This window comes from Pseudarthrobacter sp. Pseusp20 (genome assembly GCF_059492155.1).
The window spans coordinates 471,246-493,859 of record NZ_CP168521.1; the positions used below are offsets into that span (position 1 = coordinate 471,246).

The 22,614-nt window shown below is 67.1% G+C and carries 24 protein-coding genes; 9 read left to right on the forward strand and 15 right to left on the reverse strand.

All coding sequences use genetic code 11. From position 1 onward, the window contains the following. Window positions 1–30 precede the first annotated feature (30 nt). Entirely contained in the window at window positions 31–204 is a 174-nt protein-coding gene (locus tag ACEN9K_RS02290; protein WP_018770954.1) for a hypothetical protein, read from the forward strand. Window positions 205–224: 20 nt separating this feature from the next. Here ACEN9K_RS02290 and ACEN9K_RS02295 read toward each other — a convergent pair whose 3' ends face one another. The 3 genes from ACEN9K_RS02295 to ACEN9K_RS02305 form a co-directional block, all read right to left on the reverse strand. Continuing rightward, the gene (locus ACEN9K_RS02295; protein ID WP_495635117.1) at window positions 225–725 is read right to left on the reverse strand and encodes a hypothetical protein; all 501 of its coding nucleotides are present in this window, start codon (window positions 723–725) and stop codon (window positions 225–227) included. A 79-nt stretch (window positions 726–804) separates the two neighbouring features. After that, window positions 805–1,236: a DUF3592 domain-containing protein gene (locus ACEN9K_RS02300; protein WP_488315240.1), complete on the reverse strand. Its 432-nt coding sequence runs from the start codon at window positions 1,234–1,236 to the stop codon at window positions 805–807. A 65-nt stretch (window positions 1,237–1,301) separates the two neighbouring features. Next, the gene (locus ACEN9K_RS02305) at window positions 1,302–2,228 is read right to left on the reverse strand and encodes an HhH-GPD family protein (RefSeq protein ID WP_043425267.1); all 927 of its coding nucleotides are present in this window, start codon (window positions 2,226–2,228) and stop codon (window positions 1,302–1,304) included. A 177-nt stretch (window positions 2,229–2,405) separates the two neighbouring features. Here ACEN9K_RS02305 and ACEN9K_RS02310 point away from each other — a divergent pair, with 177 nt between their 5' ends. Beyond that, complete coding sequence (locus ACEN9K_RS02310; RefSeq protein ID WP_478222524.1) at window positions 2,406–3,110, forward strand: hypothetical protein; 705 nt, start codon at window positions 2,406–2,408, stop codon at window positions 3,108–3,110. 49 nt (window positions 3,111–3,159) lie between these two features. Here ACEN9K_RS02310 and disA read toward each other — a convergent pair whose 3' ends face one another. The 3 genes from disA to ACEN9K_RS02325 form a co-directional block, all read right to left on the reverse strand. Next, window positions 3,160–4,236: a DNA integrity scanning diadenylate cyclase DisA gene (gene disA, locus ACEN9K_RS02315; RefSeq protein ID WP_018770949.1), complete on the reverse strand. Its 1,077-nt coding sequence runs from the start codon at window positions 4,234–4,236 to the stop codon at window positions 3,160–3,162. A 296-nt stretch (window positions 4,237–4,532) separates the two neighbouring features. Then, on the reverse strand, window positions 4,533–5,033 hold the full coding sequence (locus ACEN9K_RS02320; protein WP_495635118.1) for a 2'-5' RNA ligase family protein: 501 nt from the start codon (window positions 5,031–5,033) through the stop codon (window positions 4,533–4,535). 75 nt (window positions 5,034–5,108) lie between these two features. Beyond that, the gene (locus ACEN9K_RS02325) at window positions 5,109–5,351 is read right to left on the reverse strand and encodes a hypothetical protein (RefSeq protein ID WP_018770947.1); all 243 of its coding nucleotides are present in this window, start codon (window positions 5,349–5,351) and stop codon (window positions 5,109–5,111) included. Between the two features lie 195 nt (window positions 5,352–5,546). Here ACEN9K_RS02325 and ACEN9K_RS02330 point away from each other — a divergent pair, with 195 nt between their 5' ends. Both ACEN9K_RS02330 and ACEN9K_RS02335 read left to right on the forward strand, forming a co-directional pair. Then, a complete protein-coding gene (locus ACEN9K_RS02330; RefSeq protein WP_144600974.1) occupies window positions 5,547–7,160 on the forward strand; it encodes a peptide chain release factor 3 in 1,614 nt (537 codons plus the stop codon). A gap of 6 nt (window positions 7,161–7,166) precedes the next feature. Then, a complete protein-coding gene (locus ACEN9K_RS02335; protein WP_478222523.1) occupies window positions 7,167–8,396 on the forward strand; it encodes a beta-ketoacyl-[acyl-carrier-protein] synthase family protein in 1,230 nt (409 codons plus the stop codon). Here the strand turns inward: ACEN9K_RS02335 and ACEN9K_RS02340 are convergent. From ACEN9K_RS02340 to ACEN9K_RS02365, 6 genes are all read right to left on the reverse strand, one after another. Then, complete coding sequence (locus ACEN9K_RS02340; protein ID WP_495635671.1) at window positions 8,393–8,962, reverse strand: MFS transporter; 570 nt, start codon at window positions 8,960–8,962, stop codon at window positions 8,393–8,395. The two genes, ACEN9K_RS02335 and ACEN9K_RS02340, sit on opposite strands and share 4 nt — an antisense overlap. Continuing rightward, a complete protein-coding gene (locus tag ACEN9K_RS02345) occupies window positions 8,963–9,745 on the reverse strand; it encodes an MFS transporter (protein WP_495635119.1) in 783 nt (260 codons plus the stop codon). A 104-nt stretch (window positions 9,746–9,849) separates the two neighbouring features. Beyond that, window positions 9,850–11,178 carry an enolase C-terminal domain-like protein gene (locus ACEN9K_RS02350; protein WP_495635120.1) on the reverse strand — a complete coding sequence of 443 codons (1,329 nt, stop codon included), beginning with the start codon at window positions 11,176–11,178 and terminating at the stop codon, window positions 9,850–9,852. Continuing rightward, entirely contained in the window at window positions 11,175–12,779 is a 1,605-nt protein-coding gene (locus ACEN9K_RS02355; RefSeq protein WP_495635121.1) for an aldehyde dehydrogenase (NADP(+)), read from the reverse strand. Before ACEN9K_RS02355 ends, ACEN9K_RS02350 begins: the two co-directional genes overlap by 4 nt. Window positions 12,780–12,807: 28 nt before the next feature. Further along, complete coding sequence (kdgD, locus tag ACEN9K_RS02360) at window positions 12,808–13,722, reverse strand: 5-dehydro-4-deoxyglucarate dehydratase (RefSeq protein WP_495635122.1); 915 nt, start codon at window positions 13,720–13,722, stop codon at window positions 12,808–12,810. A 142-nt stretch (window positions 13,723–13,864) separates the two neighbouring features. Beyond that, window positions 13,865–14,749, reverse strand: coding sequence for a LysR family transcriptional regulator (locus ACEN9K_RS02365; RefSeq protein ID WP_495635123.1), 885 nt, complete (start codon window positions 14,747–14,749; stop codon window positions 13,865–13,867). Window positions 14,750–14,899: 150 nt separating this feature from the next. On the opposite strand from ACEN9K_RS02365, the gene ACEN9K_RS02370 reads away from it, so the two are divergent. The 4 genes from ACEN9K_RS02370 to ACEN9K_RS02385 are packed head-to-tail and all read left to right on the forward strand — an operon-like array spanning window position 14,900 to window position 18,443. Next, window positions 14,900–15,910: a tripartite tricarboxylate transporter substrate binding protein gene (locus ACEN9K_RS02370; RefSeq protein WP_495635124.1), complete on the forward strand. Its 1,011-nt coding sequence runs from the start codon at window positions 14,900–14,902 to the stop codon at window positions 15,908–15,910. Window positions 15,911–15,915: 5 nt separating this feature from the next. After that, window positions 15,916–16,491, forward strand: a complete 576-nt coding sequence (locus ACEN9K_RS02375; RefSeq protein ID WP_223993419.1) for a tripartite tricarboxylate transporter TctB family protein — start codon at window positions 15,916–15,918, stop codon at window positions 16,489–16,491. A 9-nt stretch (window positions 16,492–16,500) separates the two neighbouring features. After that, entirely contained in the window at window positions 16,501–18,045 is a 1,545-nt protein-coding gene (locus ACEN9K_RS02380) for a tripartite tricarboxylate transporter permease (protein ID WP_495635125.1), read from the forward strand. Continuing rightward, window positions 18,042–18,443, forward strand: coding sequence for a universal stress protein (locus ACEN9K_RS02385; RefSeq protein WP_018770936.1), 402 nt, complete (start codon window positions 18,042–18,044; stop codon window positions 18,441–18,443). Before ACEN9K_RS02380 ends, ACEN9K_RS02385 begins: the two co-directional genes overlap by 4 nt. 12 nt (window positions 18,444–18,455) lie before the next feature. Here ACEN9K_RS02385 and ACEN9K_RS02390 read toward each other — a convergent pair whose 3' ends face one another. Next, window positions 18,456–18,944, reverse strand: coding sequence for an NUDIX hydrolase (locus ACEN9K_RS02390; protein WP_018770935.1), 489 nt, complete (start codon window positions 18,942–18,944; stop codon window positions 18,456–18,458). Window positions 18,945–19,079: 135 nt separating this feature from the next. Between ACEN9K_RS02390 and ACEN9K_RS02395 the strand changes: the two genes are divergently transcribed. Continuing rightward, window positions 19,080–19,319 (forward strand): hypothetical protein, encoded by a 240-nt coding sequence (locus tag ACEN9K_RS02395; RefSeq protein WP_056388356.1) that lies wholly within the window; start codon window positions 19,080–19,082, stop codon window positions 19,317–19,319. Between the two features lie 67 nt (window positions 19,320–19,386). Here the strand turns inward: ACEN9K_RS02395 and ACEN9K_RS02400 are convergent, their stop codons facing one another. Together ACEN9K_RS02400 and radA are read right to left on the reverse strand one after the other, a co-directional pair. After that, on the reverse strand, window positions 19,387–21,075 hold the full coding sequence (locus tag ACEN9K_RS02400) for a sensor histidine kinase (protein WP_495635126.1): 1,689 nt from the start codon (window positions 21,073–21,075) through the stop codon (window positions 19,387–19,389). 123 nt (window positions 21,076–21,198) lie between these two features. Continuing rightward, complete coding sequence (radA, locus tag ACEN9K_RS02405) at window positions 21,199–22,572, reverse strand: DNA repair protein RadA (protein WP_377204391.1); 1,374 nt, start codon at window positions 22,570–22,572, stop codon at window positions 21,199–21,201. Window positions 22,573–22,614 lie beyond the last annotated feature (42 nt).

A 22,614-nucleotide genomic window follows, 5' to 3' on the forward strand; every position in this document is an offset into this window, starting at 1 on the left:
TGGCGGGTTCCTGCGAATAAGCTCGATGGCATGGAACGGCCGCTTGCAGAGAACCCCCAGGAAATCGAAGTGCTGGACGGTCAAATCTCCGTGGAGGAACTGCTCGCCGAACTCGGCTTCGATTGGAGTGCCCAGCCCGTGGGTGGCGGTCCGGCGGCCGGAACCGCCGAAGGCGAAACCTTCACCCAGCCCGTGCTGTTCTAGTCCGGTGCCGCCCGGTCCAGTTACCGGGATGCAGGCTGCTGGTGCAGTCCGGCGTCGTCCAGGACGACGGACGCAGACAGGACCTTGCCGCATTGTTCACCGAAGGGGTAGGCCACCTGCGGCCTGAATTCCAGGGTGCGTACCGGCAGTGCGGTTCCCTCCGGCGCTGTACCGGACACGGTCACCGTCATGGGCGATTCGGTCAGGGTATCCAGCATCAGCACAGCGGTCTTGGTGCCGTCGGGCGAGGCAGTGGCCGAACAGGCGCCCTCGCGGCTGCACCCCGCGTCCACGGAAGTGCTGCCCGGGCGGAGTTCGACGTCGGCCTCCTTGCAGGTGCCGTCCTGGCAGGCGCGGACGTGCAGCGCCGCCACCTTCGGCGAGTAGCCGGCGCTGACGGTGATGGAAACGGCGGTGGCCTGCGCGATCGCGGGGCAGGCGCTGCCGGCAGGCCCGCAGGCGGAGATAAGGGCGGAGATGAGCGCGGTCGTCAATGCCAGGAGCAGTCCGGGCTTGTGCATGCTTTCAGGCTACGTCGGGCGGGCCCGCGCAGGGCCGGATCGGCGTCAATTGGAGGCAGCATTGTTATGCCTCCACGGCCTAACCCAGCGGGAAGATGCCGATGAACCAGAAGAGCGCGATGGCAAAGACCGAGAAAAACGCGATCAGGCAGCCCATGGCGGTGCGCGGCTCCGGGGAAACCTGCAGGGATTCGTTGGGGTTCTGCGGGTTGTAGGCCACCTCGATGAGGGCTCCCGGCACAGGCTGCTCCACCCCGGAGATCTCCGACTTGCCCATGAAGAGGGTGCCCTGCGGATCGGTGAACTGGTAGGTGGGGTAGTGGCGGAGGTTCCGGTTGGCGCCGCCCACGCCGCTGGTCCAGCCGGTGGTGCTGCCGGTGACGGTCGCCTGTACCTTGGGCCAGGCCGCCATCTGCTGTTCCTGGCGCCTGGTCCTGCGGGCCGCACGGACCAGCGAAAATATCGCGGCGGCAACGAACAATGCCCACACGATGTACAGAATGGTTTTCATGGCTCCCCCGGTTCCGGTCACCAAGAAGTATGCCATCCCGGCCTGGCCCTTGAGGGTGCGGCAGGTCAGGCGGGGAGCCGGTAGCCGCCGTCGTGGATCTCGGCGAGGCCGTCCGCCAGCAGTCCCGCCAGCGCCCGCTCCAGCTGCTCGGGGGCGGAGTTGAGCCGGTGCAGCGCGGCGAGGGGCACGCCGATGCCCTCGGCGGTGAACCCAAGGTCGGCGGGCTCGCGCTGGAACATGTCGGCCGGCACGGGAGTTTCGGCCAGCCGCAGCACGGCCAGCACCGCACCGCGGACCTGGCGGTCAGTGCCGTGCCACGCCTGGCCTTTGGGAACGTACGACGGCGGGGGCTCACCCGCGGCGAGCCACGCACAGGAGTCTTTCACCGGGCAGGCAGCGCACTTGGGTGCCCGGGCCGTGCACACCAGCGCCCCCAGTTCCATGACCGCAGCGTTCCAGCGCACGGAGGTTTCGTCGTCGTCCGGCAACAGGGCGGCGGCCAACCGCATCTCCGCAGCGGTCAGTGCAGGCGCGGGGAGCGCGACGCCGGACACCAGGCGGGCGTGCACCCGCCGGATGTTGGTGTCCACCACAGTCTCGCGGCGGCCATATGCGAAGGCGGCCACCGCGGCGGCCGTGTAGCTGCCCACTCCGGGCAAAGCCAGCAGTTCCGTGTAGGTGCCGGGGACATGGCCGCCGTGGTCCTCGACGATTGCTGTGGCTGCGGCGTGCAGGCGAAGGGCACGCCGGGGGTAGCCCAGCCGGCCCCACGAACGGACCGCTTCACCTGCCGGTTCGCCGGCCAGGCCGGCCGGCGTGGGCCACCGCTTGAGCCACTCGTGCCAGACCGGGAGGACCCGGACCACGGGGGTCTGCTGCAGCATGATCTCGCTGACCAGCACACCCCACGGCGAGCAGCCAGGTTCGCGCCAGGGCAGGTCCCGGGCGATTCCGGCGAACCAGGAGTTGATCCGGTGATGGAGCAACTCCAGGTCTGCAGGGCCGGTGGGAGCGACCGCGGCGCGGGCGGCGGTGGAGGTTTCAGTGTCGATGCCAACACTGTAGTGGATAGGTTCGGGCGGGCTGAAAAACAGGGGTGTGACCAGTGCGATGGGCCTGCGGCGGCGTGGTGGCAGTGCAGATCCGGCGGCGTTCCCTAGCCTAGGAGGATGGGCAGGCAAGGCGATTCACCAGCACGCGGCACGGCATCCGGTTCCAGCAGCGTCCGGAAGCCCAGCGCCGCCGTGTACCGCCGCCGCCGCCTGGTTGTTGGCGGCGCGCTCCTGCTGGTGATTGCGCTCGTGATCAGTGGTTTCGCCCTGGCCGGTGCCTTCAAGGGCGGCTCGCAGCAGGCGTCCTCCACGCAGCCGTCTTCCGCCGATCCGGCCACCTCCCAGGCTTCCCCGTCTGCTGCCGCCAGTCCCTCTGCGTCCGCGTCGGCAACCCCGTCCGCCACGCCGTCGCCCACTGCCCCCGCTGCCCCCTCCTGCAACCAGAACCTGGTGACTGTTTCGGCGTCCACTGACAAGCCCGCCTACGGGCCGGGGGAAAACCCGATGCTCACCCTGAAGGTGACCAACGGCGGCACCGTCCCCTGTGAGGTCAACATCGGTACCTCGCAAATGGAATTCCTGGTGACCAGCGGTTCCGACCGGATCTTCTCGTCCAAGGACTGCCAGGCGTCCAGCGAGGACCTGGTGAAGGTGATCGCGCCCGGCGCCAGCGAAACCGCGAACTTTCCATGGAACCGGACCCGCAGTGCCGATGGCTGCAAGGCCGTGGCGGCGGCACCCGGCGGCGGTGGCGCTTACTACATCTTCACCGCCAAGCTTGGCTCGCGGGCCAGTCCAAAGGCCGTCTTCCAGCTGAACTGACGCATCCCGCCGGCATGGTGGGAGCGGGCCGTGGGGTTGGGGCTTGGGGTTACAGGAAGCGGTCCAGGAGGCTTGCTTCGGCCATCCGGCTGAGCCCCTCACGCACGGTGCGGGCGCGCTGGTCGCCGATGCCGTCAACGGTCATGAGGTCGTCAATGGTGGCCGCCATGAGGAACTGCAGGCCACCGAAATGGTCCACCAGCCGGTCCGCTACCGCCTTGGGAACCGCCTTCAGGCCGGACAGGAGCCGGTATCCGCGGGGCTGGACGACGGCATCGAGGTTTGCCTCGCCGCCCGCGAACCCCACGATCGCGGAGATCTTGCCGAGATCGATCAGCTCTGTCGGGCCCAGGCTGACCAGTTCATTGACGGCCTTTTCGATGTCCTCCGCGGAGGCGTTGGGGCTGGCGTAGTCGCGGATGATCACGTCGCTGCCCGGTCCACGGCCCACGGTGAGCTCGTCAAGCTGGAGCGAGAGGAGCCGGCCGTCTTCGCCAAGTTCCAGGACGTACTGCGAGATTTCCTCCGAGATGCGGCGCACCATCTCCTGCCGCTGCAGGGTCACGGCCACATCGCGCACCGTCACCATTGCCTCGATTTCCAGGGCCGAGAGCGAACTGGTGACCTGGTCCAGGCGGGCAACATAGCGCTCCAGGGTGGCCAGGGCCTGGTTGGCGCGGGCAAGGACGTTTTCCGAGCCCTCCAGGACGTGCCGCAACCCGTTGACGTACAGGGCGATGATCTGCATGGACTGGCTCACGGATATGACCGGGACCCCGGTCTGCTTGGCCACCCGTTCCGCCGTGCGGTGGCGGGTGCCCGATTCCTGCGTTTCGATGCTTGAGTCCGGGACCAGCTGGACCGCGGCACGCAGGATGTTGCCGGCATCCTTGTCGCAGATGATGGCGCCGTCCATCTTGGCCAGTTCGCGCAGCCGGGTGGGCGAGAATTCGATGCCGATATCGAATCCGCCGGAGCAGATGGAATCGATGGTGCGGTCGGAGCCGAGGACGATCAGTGCGCCGGTGCGTCCGCGGAGGATCCGTTCCAGGCCGTCGCGGAGGGGCGTTCCGGGTGCAACCCTGCCCAGAGTGGCCCTCAGCGATTCTTCGGGGCTCCGCGCCATAGGTTTTTCCCTTCAAAGGTGCGGACCGCCACCCGCAGGAATGCCGGCGTCCGCAGTTTGCCGGCAGGATCAAAAAGTGCACTGATTCCCGCAAGCTCAATGATAGGGGTAAGAAACCCAACTTCCGCACGGGCAAGCCCCAAAGTGCCCCATTAGGGGGTGCCCGGAACGGCGGCAAAAACGCTGGTTGGGGGCATTGCGGGGCGGCCACTTTCGCCGCTTTGGGCCCCCGCCATTTTCAACCCTGCCCCGGCTTTGACCCTGCCCGGCCTTAGCTCTGCCTTTCAGCGGGTTGCTCAGGCGGAGGCTCCCAGGGGTGTGACCGTTCTGGTGCTGCTGTCCCAGAGCCGCGCTCCCGTGCAGCGGCCCTCGAGGCGCAGGTCCAGCAGGTCCACCGCCGTTCCGAGCTGATGGCCGGGAATACGCCGGGAGATGGTGACGTGCGGTGTCCACGCCCCCGGACACGTCAGCGGCAGCGCCCCTGACAGGCCCTGGTGCAGGATTCCGTGCAGGTCCAGCAGGGGAGCAGTCGGCAGCACCGCGCGGGCAAGGACATATTTTCCTGCGCCGGCGGGAAAGACGACCGCTCCGGAGAAGGTGACATCCACGGGCAGCACCTCCCAGGGACCTTCCCGGGCGGCAACCAGGTCCGTGCCTGCCGCAAGGGTGATGTGCGGTCTGTTGCTGGGGGAGGTATGCCCTGCCAGGCTGGGGAGGCCGGCGGCCGCGAGCCGTGCCCAGTCAGCCCTGACCAGGGATTCGGTGGGGCCGTCAAAGACCAACTCGATGCTGCGCATGAACCCATCATGCCGTTGCCGGGTACCCGTTGCCGGGCACCCCCATGCCTGCCAGGTTTTGCCGCCGCGGGGACGTCAGCGCTTCCGGTCCCTGAGCATCCGCTCCAAATCCCGGCTGACTTTCGACAGTGAAGCGGCACGGAGTGCTTTGTGTTCAGCCGCTGTTTGCACTCCCCGTTTCCGGGACGGGCCGGTAGGAAGGACCGAACCCGGCGGCTGGGCCGCGGCGGTGCCAAGGACCGCACCCGCGTTGGCGCCCAGGTTGGTGGCCAGGGGGTCGAAAAAAAGGTTGCCGGTGAAAGTGGCGCCATGCATCATGCGCCCAAAGCTAACTGCCCCGCATTTCGCCGCCTTGAACGTCCGGTTTCGCCCGCGTTAAGCGGAACCCGTCCGGTTTGCAGCCCTGCGATAAACTGTACTTTGGCCGTTTGCCAATCACCTTCCCCGCCCTTGAGTCGCAGCGCAGTACCCGAAAGACACCTGGGCAGCCACAACCGCAGCGAAAGTAGCACCGTGTCCCAAGATGTCCTGACCCCCGCCCGGATCTCCGGGATCCACAAAGAGGCTGGCCGCCGCAGGACCTTCGCTGTCATCTCCCACCCTGACGCGGGCAAGTCAACGCTCACCGAAGCGCTGGCGCTGCACGCAAAGGTGATCGGCACCGCGGGCGCTTCCAGTGGCAAGGCCAACCGCAAGGAAACAGTCTCGGACTGGATGCAGATGGAAAAGGACCGCGGCATCTCCATCAGCTCCGCGGCCCTGCAGTTCTCCTACCGGGACACCGTCATCAACCTTCTGGACACCCCCGGCCACGCCGACTTCTCCGAGGACACCTACCGCGTGCTCGCCGCCGTTGATTGCGCCGTGATGCTGGTGGACGCCGCCAAGGGCCTGGAAACCCAGACCATGAAACTCTTCGAGGTCTGCAAGCAGCGCAACCTGCCCATCATCACGGTCATCAACAAGTGGGACCGCCCGGGCCTGGACGCCCTGGCATTGATGGACGAGATCACCGAGCGCACCGGGCTGCAGCCCATGCCGCTGACCTGGGCCGTGGGCATCTCCGGTGACTTCCGCGGCGTCTGGGACCTCCGCAACGACCGCTTCGCCCGGTTCCAGCGCAACAACGCCGGAGCGCAGATCGCCATCACCGAGTACTTCACTCCCGAGGAAGCGGCGGAAGACCAGGGCAGCAACTGGTCAGACGCGGTGGACGAGGCCGGACTGGTGATTGAGTCCAACCTGGAGTTCGACGTCGACGCCTTCCACGCCGGCAGGGCAACCCCCATCCTGTTCAGTTCCGCTGCGCTGAACTTCGGCGTCAAGGAACTGCTGGACGCGCTGGTGGACTTCGCCCCGCCGGCAGCGCCCCGCCCCGACGTGGACGGAAACCCCCGTCCCGTGGAATCCCCGTTCTCCGGGTTCGTCTTCAAGGTCCAGGCCGGCATGAACAAGGCGCACCGCGACCACGTGGCCTTCATCCGCGTCTGCTCGGGCGTCTTCGAGCGCGGCATGGTGGTCACCCAGACCCGCACCGGCAAGTCCTTCGCCACCAAGTACGCACAGCAGGTGTTCGGCCGCGAACGCGAAGTCATTGACGAGGCCTACCCCGGTGACGTGGTGGGCCTGGTCAACGCGTCCTCGCTGCGCGTGGGCGACAGCCTGTTCCTTGAGAACCCGGTGGAATACCCGGCCATCCCGCTGTTTGCCCCCGAGCACTTCCAGGTGGCCCGGTCCAAGGACCCCAGCAAGTTCAAGCAGTTCCGCCGCGGCATTGAGCAGCTGGAACACGAGGGCGTCATCCAGGTGCTCCGCTCCGACGTCCGCGGTGACCAGGCGCCGGTGCTTGCCGCCGTCGGGCCCATGCAGTTCGAAGTGGTGGAGGACCGCATGGCGCACGACTTCAGCGCACCCATGCGCCTGGAACGCCTGCCCTACTCCCTGGCCAGGATTTCGACTGCGGATGCCATGCCCGCGCTGGCAAACGTCCCGGGCGCGGAGGTGCTGCTGCGGTCCGACGGCGAATACCTCGCCCTGTTCAACGACGTCTGGGCGCTCCGGCGGATCGAGAAGAACCACCCCGACCTGACGCTCGTGCCCATCGGTACCCATAACCCCGCAAAGTAGCCAACCATGACGGCAGTACAACCACGCGCGCTGGTCACCGGCGCCGGCACCATCAACCCGCTGGGTTCCAGCGTCAAGGAAACCTGGGAGGCCCTGCTTGAGGGCCGGTCCGGGATCGGGCCGCTGGAGCAGGACTGGGCAGGGCAGTTGCCCGTCAAAATCGCAGGGCAGGTCACCACAGACCTTTCGGAGCACCTCAGTACCCGCGAGATGAAGCGGATGGACCGGTGCGGCCAGTTGGCGCTGATCGCGGCACGCGAGGCATGGGCGCAGGCCGGCGCCCCCGAGGTGGATCCGGAGCGGTTCGCCGTGGTGATCGGCTCCGCTTACGGCGGGCTCGGTTCCACCATCGAGCAGGACCGGGTGCTGGCCGAATCGGGCCCCCGGAAGGTTTCGCCGCATACCCTCACCCGCCTCATGGTCAACGGTCCGGCCGCATGGGTGTCCATCGACCTTGGCGCCCGTGGCGGCGCCCGGACGCCTGTCAGCGCCTGCGCCTCCGGGGCTGAGGCGATTGTCCAGGCAGCCGAGATGATCCGCTCCGGTGCAGCCGACGTCGTGATTGCCGGCGGCGTGGACGCCTCCGTCAACGACCTTGTGATCACCGGCTTCTCCCAGATCCGTGCCCTGTCCACCCGGTCGGATGACCCCAAGCTGGCCTCGCGCCCGTTCGACGGCGGCCGCGACGGGTTTGTGCTGGCAGAGGGCGCCGGCGTGGTGGTGCTGGAGAGCGAGGAGCACGCCCGTGCCCGCGGCGCCGCCGTCCTTGGTGCTGTGGCAGGCGGAGCCGTGACCTCCGACGCGAACGACATCGTGGCCGCGGACCCCGCCATGCAGCGGCGGGTCATGCAGAAGGCGCTGGACTCGGCGGGCATGCGGCCGGCTGATATCGGATTCGTCCACGCGCACGCCACCTCCACCCCTGTGGGGGACCGGCTGGAGGGCCAGGCGATCAACGCCGTCTTCGGCGCTGACGTGCCGGTCACTTCCACCAAAGGGCATACCGGCCACCTGCTGGGCGGCGCCGGTTCCCTGGCCGCCGTCGTGGTCCTCGAAGCCCTGCGGACCGGGAAGGTCCCCGGGACGCTGAACGTGGAAGCGCTGGACCCGGAAGTGGACCTTAACGTCCTCACCGAAGGCACCCACCAGCTTCCGCCGGGTTATGCCCCGGCCGGGCTGGTGAATGCCTTCGGTTTTGGCGGCCACAGCGTGGCGCTGGTGCTTACCGCGGGTTAGGCCCTGCTGGGGAGCGGCGCCGTGTTGGGCAGTTCCGGCGTCTCGGGCGACGCCTCAGCCCCGCTGCGGCGTTCCTTCAGGAAGTAGACCAGGCCGGCTGCCGCCGCCGAAGCCGCAGCCAGGGCGAATAGTCCCGGGATGACGCTGCCGGTCTGCTCCTTGATGATGCCGAAACCGAACGGTGCCACGAACCCGCCCAGGTTGCCCAGCGAGTTGATGATGGCGATGGCCGGAGCCAGCACCAGCGGGTGCAGTCCGGACTGCGGAATGGTCCAGAACAGCGGTGAGGCGCTCTTGAACCCCATGGCCGCTACGGCCAGGAACACCAGCGCCAGCACGGGCGAGGCCACGGCCGCCGCGTAGGTACCGATGGCTGCCACCAGGAGCGCGACCACCAGCAGGGGCTTCCTGGACCTGGCCTTGTCCTGCCACTTCGCCGCGAAGTACATCGCGAACACGGCGCAGATCCAGGGGATGGAGGAGAGGAAACCTGCGGAGAGGTCGGTGGTCCCGGGGATCCGCTTGATGATGCTTGGCAGCCAGAAGGTGTTGGCGTAGATGGACAGCTAGATGGCGAAGTAGATGCCGCACAGGAGCAGGATCTGCGGGTTCAGCAGCATCTTCCAGCGGTTGACCTTTCCACTCTCCGCCTTGGCGTGCCCGGCGTCCTCCGCATCGATGGCCTGGGACAGCGCGTCCTTTTCGGCGGGGGAGAGCCACCTGGCGTCGGCGATTTTCGCGTCCAGCAGGAAGAACACAGTGACGCCCACCAGGACGGACAGAATGCCTTCGAACCCGAAGAGCCACTGCCAGCCGCGCATTCCCAGGGCGCCGTTGAGGCTCAGCAGCATGCCGGCGATGGGGCCGGAAATCGCCGCGGCAACCGAGGAACCGGCGATGAAGACCGCCGTTGCCTTTCCGCGCTGGCCGGCAGGAACCCAGCGGGCGAAGTAGAAGATGACGGCCGGGAAGAAGCCGGCCTCTGCGGCGCCCAGGAGGAACCGCAGGACGTAGAACATGGTCTCGTTCTGCACGAACGCCATCAGGAAGGAGACGATGCCCCAGCTGACCATGATCCTGGTCAACCAGACCTTGGCGCCGTATTTTTCCATCATCACGTTGCTGGGGAGCTCAAAGATGGCATAGGCGATAAAGAACAGGCCGGCACCGAAACCATAAGCGGCGGCGCCGATTCCCACGTCAGCCTGGAGGTGGTCCTGGGCGTAGCCGATGTTTGAGCGGTTCAGCTGGTTGCAGACCAGCATGACCAGCATGACCGGGAGCACGCGCTTGAAGAATTTCCTGGTGGCAGATGCCAGGTCCAGGACGGCGTTGTCCACAGACTTCATTGAATGTTTCCTTTGGGAGGGGTGTTGGCAAGGCGGGGGCCTTGGAGAAACTTACCGGACTTGCGGTTGCCGGCTTTCGTTACCTGCTGTCGTGGCCTGGCCCATTACCTGACCAGGCACGGCCGCTTGGGGTCGAAGGACCAGCCGTCGATGTAGTACTGCATGCCGATGCTGTCGTCACGGGCATCCAGGCCGTGCTCAAGGTACAGCTGGTGCGCCTTGTCCAGCGCGTCCCGGTCCAGCTCGATCCCCAGGCCGGGAGCCGCCGGGACTTCGATGGCGCCGCCCTTGATCTGCAGCGGCTCCTTGGTGAGGCCCTGTCCGTCCTGCCAGATCCAGTGCGTGTCCAGTGCCGTGATCCCACCGGGGGCGGCGGCTCCGGTGTGGGTGAACATGGCCAGCGAGATGTCGAAGTGGTTGTTGGAGTGCGAGCCCCAGGTGAGGCCGAACTCGTTGCACAGCTGGGCCACCCGGACCGAGCCGTGCATGGTCCAGAAGTGCGGATCGGCCAGCGGGATGTCCACGGCGTTGCTGCGGATGGCATGCGACATTTCGCGCCAGTCCGTCGCGATCATGTTGGTGGCGGTCTTCAGTCCGGTGGCCCGGCGGAACTCGGCCATCACTTCGCGGCCGGAGAACCGACCTTCGGCGCCGCAGGGGTCCTCTGCATACGCCACCACGCCCTGCATCCGCTTGCCAAGCCGGATTGCCTCCTCCAGCAGCCAGCCGCCGTTCGGGTCGAGCGTGACCCTGGCCTCCGGGAACCGCTTGGCGAGTGCCGTGACCACGTCCACTTCGTCGTCGCCGGACAGCACGCCGCCCTTGAGCTTGAAGTCGGAGAAGCCATAACGTTCCTGGGCGGCTTCCGCCAGCGCGACGACGGCTTCCGGAGTCATGGCCTCCTGGCGCCGGAGTTTTTCCCAGCGGTCCGACGGAGACTCCTCCACCAGGTACGGCAGGTCGGTTCGCGTGTGGTCGCCGATGAAGAACAGGTACCCGAGCATCGGCACGGACGCCCGCTGCTGCCCGTCGCCGAGCAGTTCCGCGACGGGAACGCCGAGGAACTGGCCGTGCAGGTCCAGCAGGGCGGACTCGACGGCGGTGACGGCGTGGACGGTGGTGCGCAGGTCGAACGTCTGCAGCCCGCGCCCGCCGGCGTCCCGGTCCGCGAATCCCGCGGCGATTTCCCGCAGCAGGGAGCGGTACCGGGCCACGGGCTTGCCCTTGATCAGGACGCCGGCTTCCTGGATGGTGCTGCGGATTTTTTCGCCGCCGGGAACCTCACCGAGGCCGGTGCGGCCGTCCGAGTCGGTAATGATCACCACATTGCGGGTGAAGAACGGGCCGTGGGCGCCGCTGAGGTTCATCAGCATGCTGTCGTGGCCGGCTACCGGTACAACTTCGATGGCGGCAATGGTGGGCTGGTTGCTCATGCGTTGCTATCTGCTTTCTCTGCGGCGGAAACCACTTCGCCGTCGATGCGCCGGTTGAGGTGCCAGGGGTTGGCGTCCTGCAGGGCTGCCGGGAGCAGTTCCTGGGGGAGGTTCTGGTAGGCCACGGGACGCAGGAAGCGGTTGATCGCCAGGGTTCCAACGGAGGTGGTGCGCGAGTCCGAGGTGGCGGGGAAGGGGCCGCCGTGGACCATGGCGTGGCCGACTTCGACGCCGGTGGGCCAGCCGTTGACAATGATACGTCCCACTTTTTGCTCCAGGACGGGGATAAGCGGCGCCGCTGTTGGATAGTCCTGTTCGGTGAGCTGCAGGGACGCGGTGAGCTGGCCTTCCATCCGGCCGGCTGCCTGGAGGAGGTCCTGGATGGAGCTGTAGCGGATCACCAGGGACGCGGCGCCGAAGATTTCCTCATGCAGGACGTGGTTGCTGGTGAATTCGGTGACGCCCGTGCCGAAGATGGTGGGGGCCGGGGCGTTCTCGGTGGGGCCGGGAGTGCCCTGGCCGATGAGTTCGACGCCGGCTGCCGCGCCAAGGTTTTCCGTCCCGGCGTTCCAGGACTTGGCAATGCCTTCGGTGAGCATGGTCTGACCGGCGCAGGCGGACACGGCACGTCCGACGGCGGCAGCGAGTTTGTCCCCTGCCTCGCCTTCGGGGGCGAACAGGAGCCCGGGGGAGGTGCAGAGCTGGCCGGAACTTCCGGTGACGGCGGTGACGTACTGCTGTGCAAGGGCGTCGACGTCGCCCTCGAGGGCGCCCTCGAAGACAAAGACCGGGTTCAGTGACGACATCTCCGCGTACACGGGAATCGGCTCGGGGCGGGCGGCCGCGGTTTTCATCAGGGCGATGCCTGCAGCCTGGGAGCCGGTGAAGCCGACCGCCTTGATGGCGGGGTCCGCCACGAGGGCCTGGCCGATGCTGGAACCGGGACCGTAGATCAGGGAGAACACGCCGGGGTGCAGCCCTGCGTCCTTGACGGCCTGGGTCACCGCCTGGCCCACCAGTTCGCTGGTGCCGGGGTGGGCGTTGTGGGCCTTGAAGACCACCGGGCAGCCTGCGGCGAGGGCCGAGGCGGTGTCTCCGCCCGCCGTCGAGAACGCCAGCGGGAAGTTGCTGGCGCCGAACACGGCGACGGGACCCAGGGGGAGCTGCCGCTGCCGGATGTCAGCCCGGGGGAGCGGGTTCCGGTCCGGGAGGGCGGGGTCGATGCGGACGCCGCGGAAGTCGCCTTGCCGCACCACGTCCGCGAAGAGGCGAAGCTGGCCGGTGGTGCGGGCCCGCTCACCGGTGAGCCGCGCCGCCGAGAGCCCTGTTTCCTGGCCGGCGCGGATGATCAGTTCCTCGCCCAGGGCGTCGATGTTGTCCGCGATCGCTTCGAGGAAGGACGCGTGGGTTTCCGGGTCAAGGGTGCTGAAGGACGGGAAGGCCTCGGCGGCCGCTGCCGTGGCGGCTTTCAACTGTTCTTCCGTGATCAGCGAGTAGGCGGGCTCCAGGGCCTGGTTGGTGGCCGGGTTGAACCCGCTGGTGGTTTTGCCTTCGCCGGTAACGGGCCGGCCGGCGATGAGTGAATGTCCGTTGAGGGTCATGGTGGGGCTCCTGTGTCTGCAGCGACGGCTATGAAACGGTGGCGATCAGGGCTTTGAGGTCCGCGAAGTCCTGCTCGTTGAGGTTCTGCAGCGGCGGCCGCACCGGGCCGGCGGGACGGCCCACGGCATCAAGGCCGGCCTTGACGATGGAAATAGAGTAGCCCTTCACGCGGTCGCGGATGTCCAGGTAGGGGATGACGAAGTCGTTGAGCTTCCTGTTCACCGCGGCCCGGTCCTGGTTGCGGACGTCCTGGTAGAAGTCCAGTGCGAACTGGGGGACGAAGTTGTACATGGCGCTGGAGTACGTGCTCATGCCGAGCTGCAGGAGGGGAAGGGCGAAGGTCTCGGCGGTCGGGAGGCCGCCCAGGTAGAAGAGGCGTTCGCCGAGCTTGGCGTAAACGCGGGCATCGTGTTCCAGGTCGCCCACACCGTCCTTGAAGCCGATCAGGTTCCGGTGCCGCTCGGCGAGGGTTGCCACCGTGGTGTCCCGGTAGATGGCGTTGGCCCGGTTGTAGATGATGACGCCCAGGGAGGTGGCCCGGCAGACCGCGCTGACGTGTTCCACGAGCCCGTCCTGGTCTGCCTCCGTGAGGTACGGGGGCAGGAGGAGGATGCCTTCTGCGCCGGCAGCCTCGGCAGCCTTCGCATTTTCGATGGCCTGCGCCGTGGAGCCACCGGCGGAGGCAAGGACGGGGATGCGGCTGCCCACCTCGTCGACGGCTGTCCGCACCACGTGCTCCGACTCGGCAGGAGTCAGGGAGAACCCTTCGCCGGTGCCGCCGGCCGCGAACAGGCCCGCCACCGGAAAGCTCGCCTGCCACGCCAGGTGCTTGCGGTAGTTCTCCTCATCGACCTGGAGCTGGGCATCGAACGGGGTCACGGGAAAGGACAGCAGGCCTTCCTTGAGCGTGTCCGCCAGTTCCTGGGGTGTGTACTTTGCCACGGTGTGGGTCCTCCGGGTGTGTGCGCCGCGGGCGGCAGGCTGATGATTCCGTTCCCACAGTAGGAGCGCCCTCGATGCCTGTCTAAGTGCATTTTTATATGCATTGATACCTTTGCTGCATTACCGACCGGAGGGGCGCCGGTTACTCCATGGCGAACTCAAGGTCCCGAAGGAGGCGCGACAGCGCAGGATTGGTGACCCTCCGGTTCCACAGCGCATGCAGCTCCACCTGTTCGTGGTCGCCACCCTCCAGCGGGAGGAATTCAACGCCGCGGATACCTAGCATGGTGGCCGAGTGGGGCACGAAGGCCAGCCCGCGCTTGGCCGCCACCAGCGACACCATGGTGAGGATCTGGCTCACCGTGTGCACCACGTTGGTGTGGCGGATGGGGAGCATGCGCACCACCAGGTCATAGAAGTAGCGGGCCTGGGTGGCCGAGTGCATGATCACGGGCTCATCGCTGAAATCGTCCGCGGCAATGCTCCGTTCCAGCTTCGTCAGCGGGTGCCCCTCGGGGACGGCCAGCATCATGGACTCGCGGTAGAGGAGATGCGAGTCAAAGGTCTCCCGGTCGAACGGCGGCCGTGCCAGCCCCAGGTCCAGTTCGCCCGTCAGCAGCCCGGCCAACTGGTCTCCGGTCACCAGTTCCTGCAGCTCGATGTCCACATCGGGGATGATGCCCGCGAGTTCCTCCAGCAGCGGACCCAGGATGCTGAAGCCGCTGGCCGCGGTGAAGCCTATCCGCAGGACGCCGGATTTGCCGGAAGCGATGCGGCGTGCGGTGACAGGTGCCCGCTCCGCGAGTGCCATGAGCCGGCGGGCCTCGTCCAGGAACGTCCGGCCAGCAGATGTCAGCTCCACTTTCCTGTTGTCCCGCTCCAGCAGTTCGGCGCCCACGGCCTTTTCGAGTTTCTGGATTTGCCGGCTCAGTGGCGGCTGCGTCATATTCAGGCGTTCTGCCGCCCTGCCGAAGTGGAGTTCCTCCGCTACGGCGATGAATCCGGCCAGTTGGTCGAAAGTGAACATGATGCCTTCCGGGTATCAAATGATGCAGATATGGGCTTAGACAGGCATCATAACTGCTCCCTACACTCAACACAGCGAGGCGGGGGTGATCCGCTTCACAGATGTACCGGGCGTCCCAGCCCGCACCTGCGCTTGCACCTAGGAGTCCCAATGATGCACTTCCCGTCCCGCCGCGCCGTTCTCGGAACGGCGTCGGCCTTCACCCTGCTGGCACTGACAGCCTGCGGCGGCAACGTTGCCGGCGGAGCCGCAGCCGGCAACCCGTCCAAGTACCCGGCCGGGCCCGTAACAATGACCGTGGGACAGGCCGCCGGCGGCAGCACGGACCTGATCGCCAGGGCGCTTGCAGACGGCGCCGCCAAGACCCTCGGAGCCCCGATGCCCGTGGTGAACAAGCCGGGCGCCAACGGCGCCCTCGCCACCAAGGAAGTTGCCGGCAAGACGGCCGACGGCCAGGAGCTGGTACTCCTCACAGCCTCCCTGGTCACCATCACCCCCCTTGCCGTGAGCAAGGACGAGGCAGTGAACCTCGACGACCTGGACATCATCACTGGACTTTCGCAGGACGACTACGTGCTGGTGGCCAGCCAGGGCTCCGGGTTCAGGAGCTTCAAGGACGTCACCGCCGCCGGCCGGAACGTCACGTTCGGGACCACCGGCGTGGGCACGGGCAGCCAGCTGGCCCAGACCGTCCTGTTCAAGCAGACCAACGTGCAGGGCACCGATGTGCCGTTCGACAGTGGTAAGCCGGCACTGACCGCCGTCCTGGGCAACCAGGTGGAGCTGGCCACTGTCCAGCTGGGCGAAGCCATGGCACAGATCCAGGCCGGAAAAGTCACCCCTCTGCTGGTCTTCTCCGAAGGGCGCAACAGCTTCCTGCCTGACGTTCCGTCCGCCAAGGAAGCCGGCTACGACGTTCCCGTGGCACAGTACCGTGCGGTCGCGGCTCCCAAGGGCACTCCCCAGGAGGTCAAGGACAAGCTCGCCGCTGCATTCAAGGACACGTTCAAGACCGACGCCTACCAGGAGTTCAACAAGAAGAACCTCCTGACGCCCAAGGAGATCTCCGGCGAGGAAGTGGTAACGCAGTGGAAGGACTACGCCGCGAAGTACAAGTCCCTGGTGGAGAAGTACGGCATCAGCCTCAACGGGAACAAGTAACGGCCATGGGGACTACTCCAGCAGTGGCTGCCGGGCGGGGCGGCAGCTCCGCCCTTCCGCCGGGCTGTGACGGCCCGGAAGACCTGCCCGAGGCCCTGACCCCCGAAGAACTGGCTGCGCAGTGGGAGGAGGAAAAGCCTCCCGCTGCAGGCCCGCTCGCCAACGCGGCCTCATCCCTGGTGGTGCTCGCCGTCGGAACCGCCGCCCTGGCGCTGTCAGTTTCCATGGGCCTTGGCACTCCGGAGAAGCCCGAACCGGGGCTGTGGCCCTTCCTGACCAGCTGCGTGATGGTGGCCCTGGCCACCTTCCAGCTGGTGTGGGGCCGGCACAACCGGGACGCGGAGAAGTTCACCCGGATGTCCTTCGCGCCCCTCACTGGCCTGGCCACGCTGGCCGCCATGGTGGCGCTGATGCCGTTGATCGGGTTCGAGATTCCCGCCCTCATCCTGTGCATCATCTGGATGAAGTTCCTGGGCAGCGAGACCTGGCGTTCCACCCTCGTGATCAGTGCCATCGTCGTCGCGTCCTTCTACGGGATCTTCGTGCTGGCGCTGGGCACTTCCATCCCCCACCTCTTCTAGGAGACCGCAGTGGATTTCCTCAATCCTGTGATCAACGGTTTTTCCGTCGTCCTGGAACCAATGAACCTTCTCTACTGCCTGATTGGCGTGGTGATCGGCATGCTGATCGGCGTGCTGCCCGGGCTGGGCCCGGCCGCCACCATCGCCATCCTGCTTCCGCTGACCTACAGCGTGGAGCCGGTCACCGCCATCATCATGCTCGCCGGCATCTTCTACGGCGCCCAGTACGGTGGCACCATCACGTCCGTCCTGCTCCGGCTTCCCGGTGAGGCATCCTCCGTGGTCACCGTCTTCGACGGGTACCAGATGGCCAGGCAGGGCAAGGCCGGCACGGCCCTGGGCCTGGCGGCCATTGGGTCCTTCATCGGCGGAACCGCCTCGATTATCGGCCTGACCTTCCTGGCTCCCGTGGTGGCGGGCTTCGCGCTCGACTTCGGACCCGCGGAGTACTCCGCGCTGGCGCTGCTGGGCATCCTGCTGGTGGCAACCATCAGCGGAGGCGCCAAGGCCAAGGCACTCATCGCGGCCGCCGTCGGACTCCTGCTCGCTACCGTCGGCCGCGATATCTTTACCGGCGAAAGCCGCTTCACCTTCGGCAGCTTGCAGCTCGCGGACGGGATCGACTTCGTGCCCATCGCCATGGGCCTCTTCGGACTGGGCGAGATCCTCTACAACCTCGAGGAGCGGCACCGGGCTGCCAAGGCGCCGTCGAAGGTCTCGAATGTCTGGCCCTCCAGGTCCGACCTCAAGCAGGCATCGGGAGCCATTACCCGCGGCTCGGTCCTGGGCTTCTTCCTGGGCATTCTGCCCGGCGGCGGCGCCACCATCGCTTCCATGGCCTCCTATGCCATGGAGAAGAAGCGGGCCAAGCAGCCGGAGCGGTTCGGCAAGGGCGCACCGGAAGGCGTGGCCGGCCCGGAAACAGCGAACAACGCGGCAGCAACGTCGTCGTTCATCCCGCTGCTGACCCTCGGCATCCCCGCCAACGCCACCATGGCGCTGATGTTCGGCGCGCTGCTGATCCAGGGCGTCACCCCGGGCCCGCAGCTGGTGGAGCAGAACCCGGAGCTCTTCTGGGGCGTGGTCAACTCCATGTACATCGGCAACATCCTGCTGCTGATCATGAGCCTGCCGCTGGTAGGCATCTTCGTCCGGATCCTCCGCGTCCGGGCAGCCATCCTGGCGCCGGTCACCGCCCTGATCACGCTGCTGGGTGCCTACACCATCAACAACAGCATGTTCGACGTGACCCTTGTGGTGTTCTTCGGCGTGCTGGGCTACCTGATGAAGAAGTTCGGCTTCGAACCGGGGCCGCTGGTCCTGGCCTTCGTCCTGGGCGAGCTGCTGGAAAGCTCACTGCGCCGCTCCCTGCTGGTCTTCGGCGGCGACGCCTCCGGCTTCTTCACCCGCCCCATCTCGGCAACACTGCTGGTGGTCTTCGTGCTGGTGGCCGTGCTGCCGGGCCTCCGCAGCATGCTGGCCAAGCGCAAGGGCACGACGGCGGCAGTCGCCTCCGCCACGGACAGCACCAACAACATCAAGGAGAAGGTATGAGCATCATCGTTGGGTTCGTCCCCACGCCTGCCGGCGAGGCAGCCCTCGCCGCCGGGATCGCCGAAGCGCGGCTCCGGCAAAAGGACCTGTACATCGTGAACTCCGCCCGCCAGGGGGCGCTGGTGGACAAGTCCGTGGCCCCGGAGGACGTCCTGGCCCAGGCCGCGAAAAAGGCGGCCGACGCCGGAGTCAATGCCACCGTCATCCAGCCGCCGTACGAGCACGACCTGGCGGACGAGTTCCTGGACGTGGCCAGGGAAGTTGATGCTTCGCTGATCGTGATCGGCCTCCGCCACCGCACCCAGGTGGGCAAGTTCATCCTCGGCAGCCACGCCCAGCAGATCCTGATGCAGGCGGACCGGCCGGTGCTGGCCGTGAAGGCAGGGGTGCGTTCTTAATGGGTCGGGGCTTCACGCCAGCGCGGCGTCGCTGACCAGGGCACTAAGGATGGGCAGCTGGCCCTTCACGAGCTTGAGCCGCGCCTCCTGCTCGGGGAACCAGCGGGCGTCGTCGATTTCGGGGTAATGCTGGATCCTGCCGGACCCCTTGGGCCATTCCAGCGGAAACGTGTTGCTGCTGATCACGGCCGGGGCGAAGTCGGCCTGGGCCGCGAAGACCGTGATGAGCTTTCCGGACGGTTGCCGGAAATCGCCCAGAAGCCGGTACTCGGCGTCCGGGGCCGCGGTGCCCATTTCCTCGGCGAACTCGCGCAGCGCGGCAGCGCGTGGGTCTTCGCCCTCGCTGTATTCGCCTTTCGGAATCGACCAGGCATGCGCGTCCTTGCGGGCCCAGAACGGGCCGCCCATGTGGGCGATCCACACCTGCAGGCCCTCCCGGGCGCCGGCGGGCATGGCCGGGTCCTGCCGGTACAGCAGGATGCCGGCGCTTCGAATGGGCATTGATCCTCCAAGAAAGCCGCTGGGAACAGGAAAGGAAGTTGCCGTCCGCCGTTAACGTGGAGTTCACGGCCCTGCTTTAGGTTATTCCTTCAGGCACTCTGCCAGGCACTCTGGTCGAAAGGGACGGGACCACTCATGGCCAACATTGCCGAGGTTTTGGGGCGGCTTACGCCCGAAGAAGTCGATGAACTCCGCAGCCTTGGGCCGCAGGGCCACCTGCCGCGGCATCTGGTGGATGCCCTGGACCGTGCCGCCGGGGGAGCCGGATCGGGCCGCGGCTATTACGTGGTGAACGGCAACGTGAGCGCCACCGGGGGCCCCCTTCTCGTGCTGCGCAGCGACGTTTCCAACTGGCTGGCCGGCACGGGTTCCTGACCCACGTCGCCTGCCGACGGCGCGGTTCCTCCTGAGGGGCAGAACGGGAGCTCCCTGCGATGGCGGGTCAGGATTCCGGCAGGATGAATGTTGCCCTGGTACCCCGGCCGGGTTCACTCTCCAGGCTGATTGATCCGCCGTGGCCCTCAACAATGGTCTTGCTCACCGGCAGGCCCAGGCCGGCGCCGGGAATGGCGGTTTCACGCGACCGGGCCGAACGGAAGAACTTGCTGAAGGCCTGCTCCTGCTCCTCCCCGGTCATCCCCAAGCCGGTGTCCGTGATGGAGCAGGCCAGGCCCTCCCGGGTCCGGAAGGCCCGGGCGGTTATCAGGCCGCCGTTGGGGGAGTACTTGATGGCGTTCGAAAGCAGGTTCCGGATCACCTGGCCGATCCGTGCCGGATCCATCCTGGCATGAAGCGGCTGCTCCACATCGAGCACCAGCTGCAGTCCGTTGCCGGCAGCCGTGGGCGAAGCTGCGTCCACCTCCCGGGCCACCAGCCGGGCAAGGTCCGCCTGCTCCAGCGCGAGGTCCACGCGTTCCGAGGCGACCGCAATGAGGTCGTTGACGAGTCCCAGCAGGTGTTCGGCATTCCGGCGCACCACCAGGAGCTCGTCGCGGATGTCCTCATGCCCGGGTTCGTCCAGGACCAGTTCCAGGTAGCCGAGGATGGATGTCAGGGGGGTCCGCAGCTCGTGCGAAACCGTGGCAACGAAGTTGTCCTTGGCCGCCAGCGCACCGATCAGGCTGGTGACGTCCACAAACGTGATGACGGCGCCGCCTTCCTGCCCGCCCGCCGGAGGAAACCCGTGCGAGCTCACGGAATAGGCGCGCTGCCGGTCCGCCGGGCCGGCCCAGTACAGCTCGTCAATGAAGGCTTCTCCCGCTGCGGCGCGGGCAGCGGGAAGCAGGTTTGCCGGCACTGGAGTGGAGCGGTCGGCGGACATCAGGGGTGCCTGGCCCCCTGCCGGGCTGATGACGCCGGCAAGGGCAGGGTCCGCGTGCATTGCCCTGTTTGCCAGCACCGTGTTCCCTTTGGCGTCCACCACCCAAACGCCCAAGCCAACCGCCCTGAGCACTGCGTCGAGCAGGGCCTGCCGGCGGACGCCTTCACCGAGTGTTCGGCCCAGGTGCAGTTCGTTTTCCATGAGCTTGATCCGCTGGCGCCGGATGGTTGTGGCCATCACATGCGCGGTCACCGCTATGACTGACAGGACCAGGGGAAGGATCAGGGTCCTGATCATCGATCCCCCCAGCACCGGGGAGCCCTGGACAACAGACGGAACCACGGTACTGAGGACTGCCCCGGCCATGGCCAGGACAGGCATGTACGGCCGGTCGTGGACGGAGAGCCAGATGACGGGGAACACCAGCATGATGCTGAGGACGTTGAAGGGCGGGCCTCCCGCCTCACGGGTGAACCCGATGGCCAGGCAGTCGAGCAGCGGGATGACGGCGAACGCACCTGCAGGGAGCCGGCCCCAGGGTGTTGCAAAGCACGCCGCGGCAATTGCCAGATGGAAGAGCAGCGCCGCCACGAACAGGTTGTCGTCGAACGTCTCCGGGCTGAAGATTGCCGTGGCGATCACCACGAGTGCAACCGTGGCCGTGACCGGCAGCTGGCTTGCGGCCACGCGCTTCCGGATGCTCAGGCCTTCGAGCAGTCCGTCAATCCGGTCCGACACAACCGGCTGCACAGGCGCCATGCGTACGCGGCCCGCACGGTCGGTGGTGCCCTGCTGTTCCTTGATTGCCATGCTTCCCCCAGCGCAGAAACCAAAAGCCTCCGTCTGCAAGAAGGTTTTGCACCAACAGTACCCGCCGAAAGCCCTGCAGAAACCAGGGCAGGGCGTTCCGTGGGCGCCGGCAATCTCCTGCCGCTACCCGATCAGGAGGCTGAGCGCTTCCGTGAGGTGTTCCACTTCCCGGACCGAAAACCCTGCAGGCACAGGGCCCGGGCCGGTGTGGCTGGCCGGAACCACGGCGTGGGTGAATCCCAGCCGGTGCGCCTCCTGGATGCGCTGGTTGATGCCCGGTACTGGCCGGACTTCACCTGCCAGCCCCACCTCGCCGAATGCGATCAGCCGGACAGGCAGGGGCTTGCGGGCCTTGGCCGACGCCACGGCGAGGGCCACCGCAAGGTCCGTTGCCGGTTCGCTGAGCTTCACCCCGCCCACGGTGGCAACGTACGAATCGTCCTTGTGCAGCTGGGTCCCTGCGCGCTGCTGCAGCACGGCCAGGAGCATGGACACCCGGGAACTGTCCAGCCCGCTGGTGGCCCGCCGCGGCTGAGAGTTGGGGCTTTCCGCCAGCAGCGACTGCACCTCCGCCAGCAGGGGGCGGCGTCCCTCCATGGTGACCGTGATGCAGGTCCCGGAAACCGGATCCTTGGTGCGGCTGACGAACAGCCCGCTGGGATCGGCCAGGCCCTCGATGCCGTTTTCATTCAGGTCGAAGCAGCCCACGTCATCCGTGGGCCCGTACCGGTTCTTCACGGCACGGAGCAGCCGCAGCCGGGAGTGCCGCTCACCTTCGAACTGGCACACCACGTCCACCAGGTGTTCCAGCAGCCGCGGTCCGGCTATGGAACCGTCCTTCGTGACGTGGCCAACCAGCAGGGTGGTCATGTTCCGCCGCTTGGCTGCGGCAATGATGGAAGCCGCCACTTCCCGGACCTGGGACACGCCACCGGCACTGCCGTCCACGTCCGCGCTGCTGAGCGTCTGCACCGAGTCCACGATCAGCAGCCGAGGTTCGATCTTCTCCACCTGCCCCAGCGCCTGCCCAAGGTCCGTCTCCGCGGACAGGTAGAGGGATTCGGCGACGGCGTCGATCCGCTCCGCCCGCAGCTTCACCTGGGCGGCCGACTCTTCGCCGGTGACATACAGGACGTCCTGGGCTGTCCGCGCGAACTTGGCGGCAACGTCCAGCAGCAGGGTGGACTTGCCGACCCCGGGCTCACCCGCCAGCAGGATGACGGCGCCGGGAACCAGTCCGCCGCCCAGCACCCTGTCCAGTTCATCCACCCCTGTTGGCAGGAACGCCGCGGTGGTGGCGTCCACGTCCGCGATCCGCCGCGCCGGCTCCACGACTGTTGTGGCCGCGGTGGTCCGCGCCACCGCCGTGCCTGTTTCCTCAACCGTGCCCCACGCCTGGCACTCGCCGCAGCGGCCCACCCACTTCACGGTGGTCCAGCCGCATTCGGCGCATTTGTATGCGGGCGCCTTGGAGGCCCGGGAAGTCTTTGTTGCCATGCGTCCAACCCTAGTGGCGGGCACCGACATCGGGCCCACCCC

Excerpts from the sequence above, each read along its gene's own strand:
- ACEN9K_RS02325 (WP_018770947.1), bottom strand. The coding sequence starts at position 5,351 with ATGATGCATGGCGCCACTTTCACCGGCAACCTTTTTTTCGACCCCCTG.
- ACEN9K_RS02365 (WP_495635123.1), bottom strand. The coding sequence starts at position 14,749 with ATGTTCACTTTCGACCAACTGGCCGGATTCATCGCCGTAGCGGAGGAA.
- ACEN9K_RS02335 (WP_478222523.1), top strand. The coding sequence starts at position 7,167 with ATGACGGCAGTACAACCACGCGCGCTGGTCACCGGCGCCGGCACCATC.
- ACEN9K_RS02290 (WP_018770954.1), top strand. The coding sequence starts at position 31 with ATGGAACGGCCGCTTGCAGAGAACCCCCAGGAAATCGAAGTGCTGGAC.
- ACEN9K_RS02400 (WP_495635126.1), bottom strand. The coding sequence starts at position 21,075 with ATGGCAATCAAGGAACAGCAGGGCACCACCGACCGTGCGGGCCGCGTA.
- ACEN9K_RS02310 (WP_478222524.1), top strand. The coding sequence starts at position 2,406 with ATGGGCAGGCAAGGCGATTCACCAGCACGCGGCACGGCATCCGGTTCC.
- ACEN9K_RS02395 (WP_056388356.1), top strand. The coding sequence starts at position 19,080 with ATGGCCAACATTGCCGAGGTTTTGGGGCGGCTTACGCCCGAAGAAGTC.
- disA (WP_018770949.1), bottom strand. The coding sequence starts at position 4,236 with ATGGCGCGGAGCCCCGAAGAATCGCTGAGGGCCACTCTGGGCAGGGTT.
- radA (WP_377204391.1), bottom strand. The coding sequence starts at position 22,572 with ATGGCAACAAAGACTTCCCGGGCCTCCAAGGCGCCCGCATACAAATGC.
- ACEN9K_RS02370 (WP_495635124.1), top strand. The coding sequence starts at position 14,900 with ATGATGCACTTCCCGTCCCGCCGCGCCGTTCTCGGAACGGCGTCGGCC.
- ACEN9K_RS02300 (WP_488315240.1), bottom strand. The coding sequence starts at position 1,236 with ATGAAAACCATTCTGTACATCGTGTGGGCATTGTTCGTTGCCGCCGCG.
- ACEN9K_RS02345 (WP_495635119.1), bottom strand. The coding sequence starts at position 9,745 with ATGAAGTCTGTGGACAACGCCGTCCTGGACCTGGCATCTGCCACCAGG.
- ACEN9K_RS02385 (WP_018770936.1), top strand. The coding sequence starts at position 18,042 with ATGAGCATCATCGTTGGGTTCGTCCCCACGCCTGCCGGCGAGGCAGCC.
- ACEN9K_RS02320 (WP_495635118.1), bottom strand. The coding sequence starts at position 5,033 with ATGCGCAGCATCGAGTTGGTCTTTGACGGCCCCACCGAATCCCTGGTC.
- ACEN9K_RS02295 (WP_495635117.1), bottom strand. The coding sequence starts at position 725 with ATGCACAAGCCCGGACTGCTCCTGGCATTGACGACCGCGCTCATCTCC.
- ACEN9K_RS02355 (WP_495635121.1), bottom strand. The coding sequence starts at position 12,779 with ATGACCCTCAACGGACATTCACTCATCGCCGGCCGGCCCGTTACCGGC.
- ACEN9K_RS02375 (WP_223993419.1), top strand. The coding sequence starts at position 15,916 with ATGGGGACTACTCCAGCAGTGGCTGCCGGGCGGGGCGGCAGCTCCGCC.
- ACEN9K_RS02350 (WP_495635120.1), bottom strand. The coding sequence starts at position 11,178 with ATGAGCAACCAGCCCACCATTGCCGCCATCGAAGTTGTACCGGTAGCC.
- ACEN9K_RS02390 (WP_018770935.1), bottom strand. The coding sequence starts at position 18,944 with ATGCCCATTCGAAGCGCCGGCATCCTGCTGTACCGGCAGGACCCGGCC.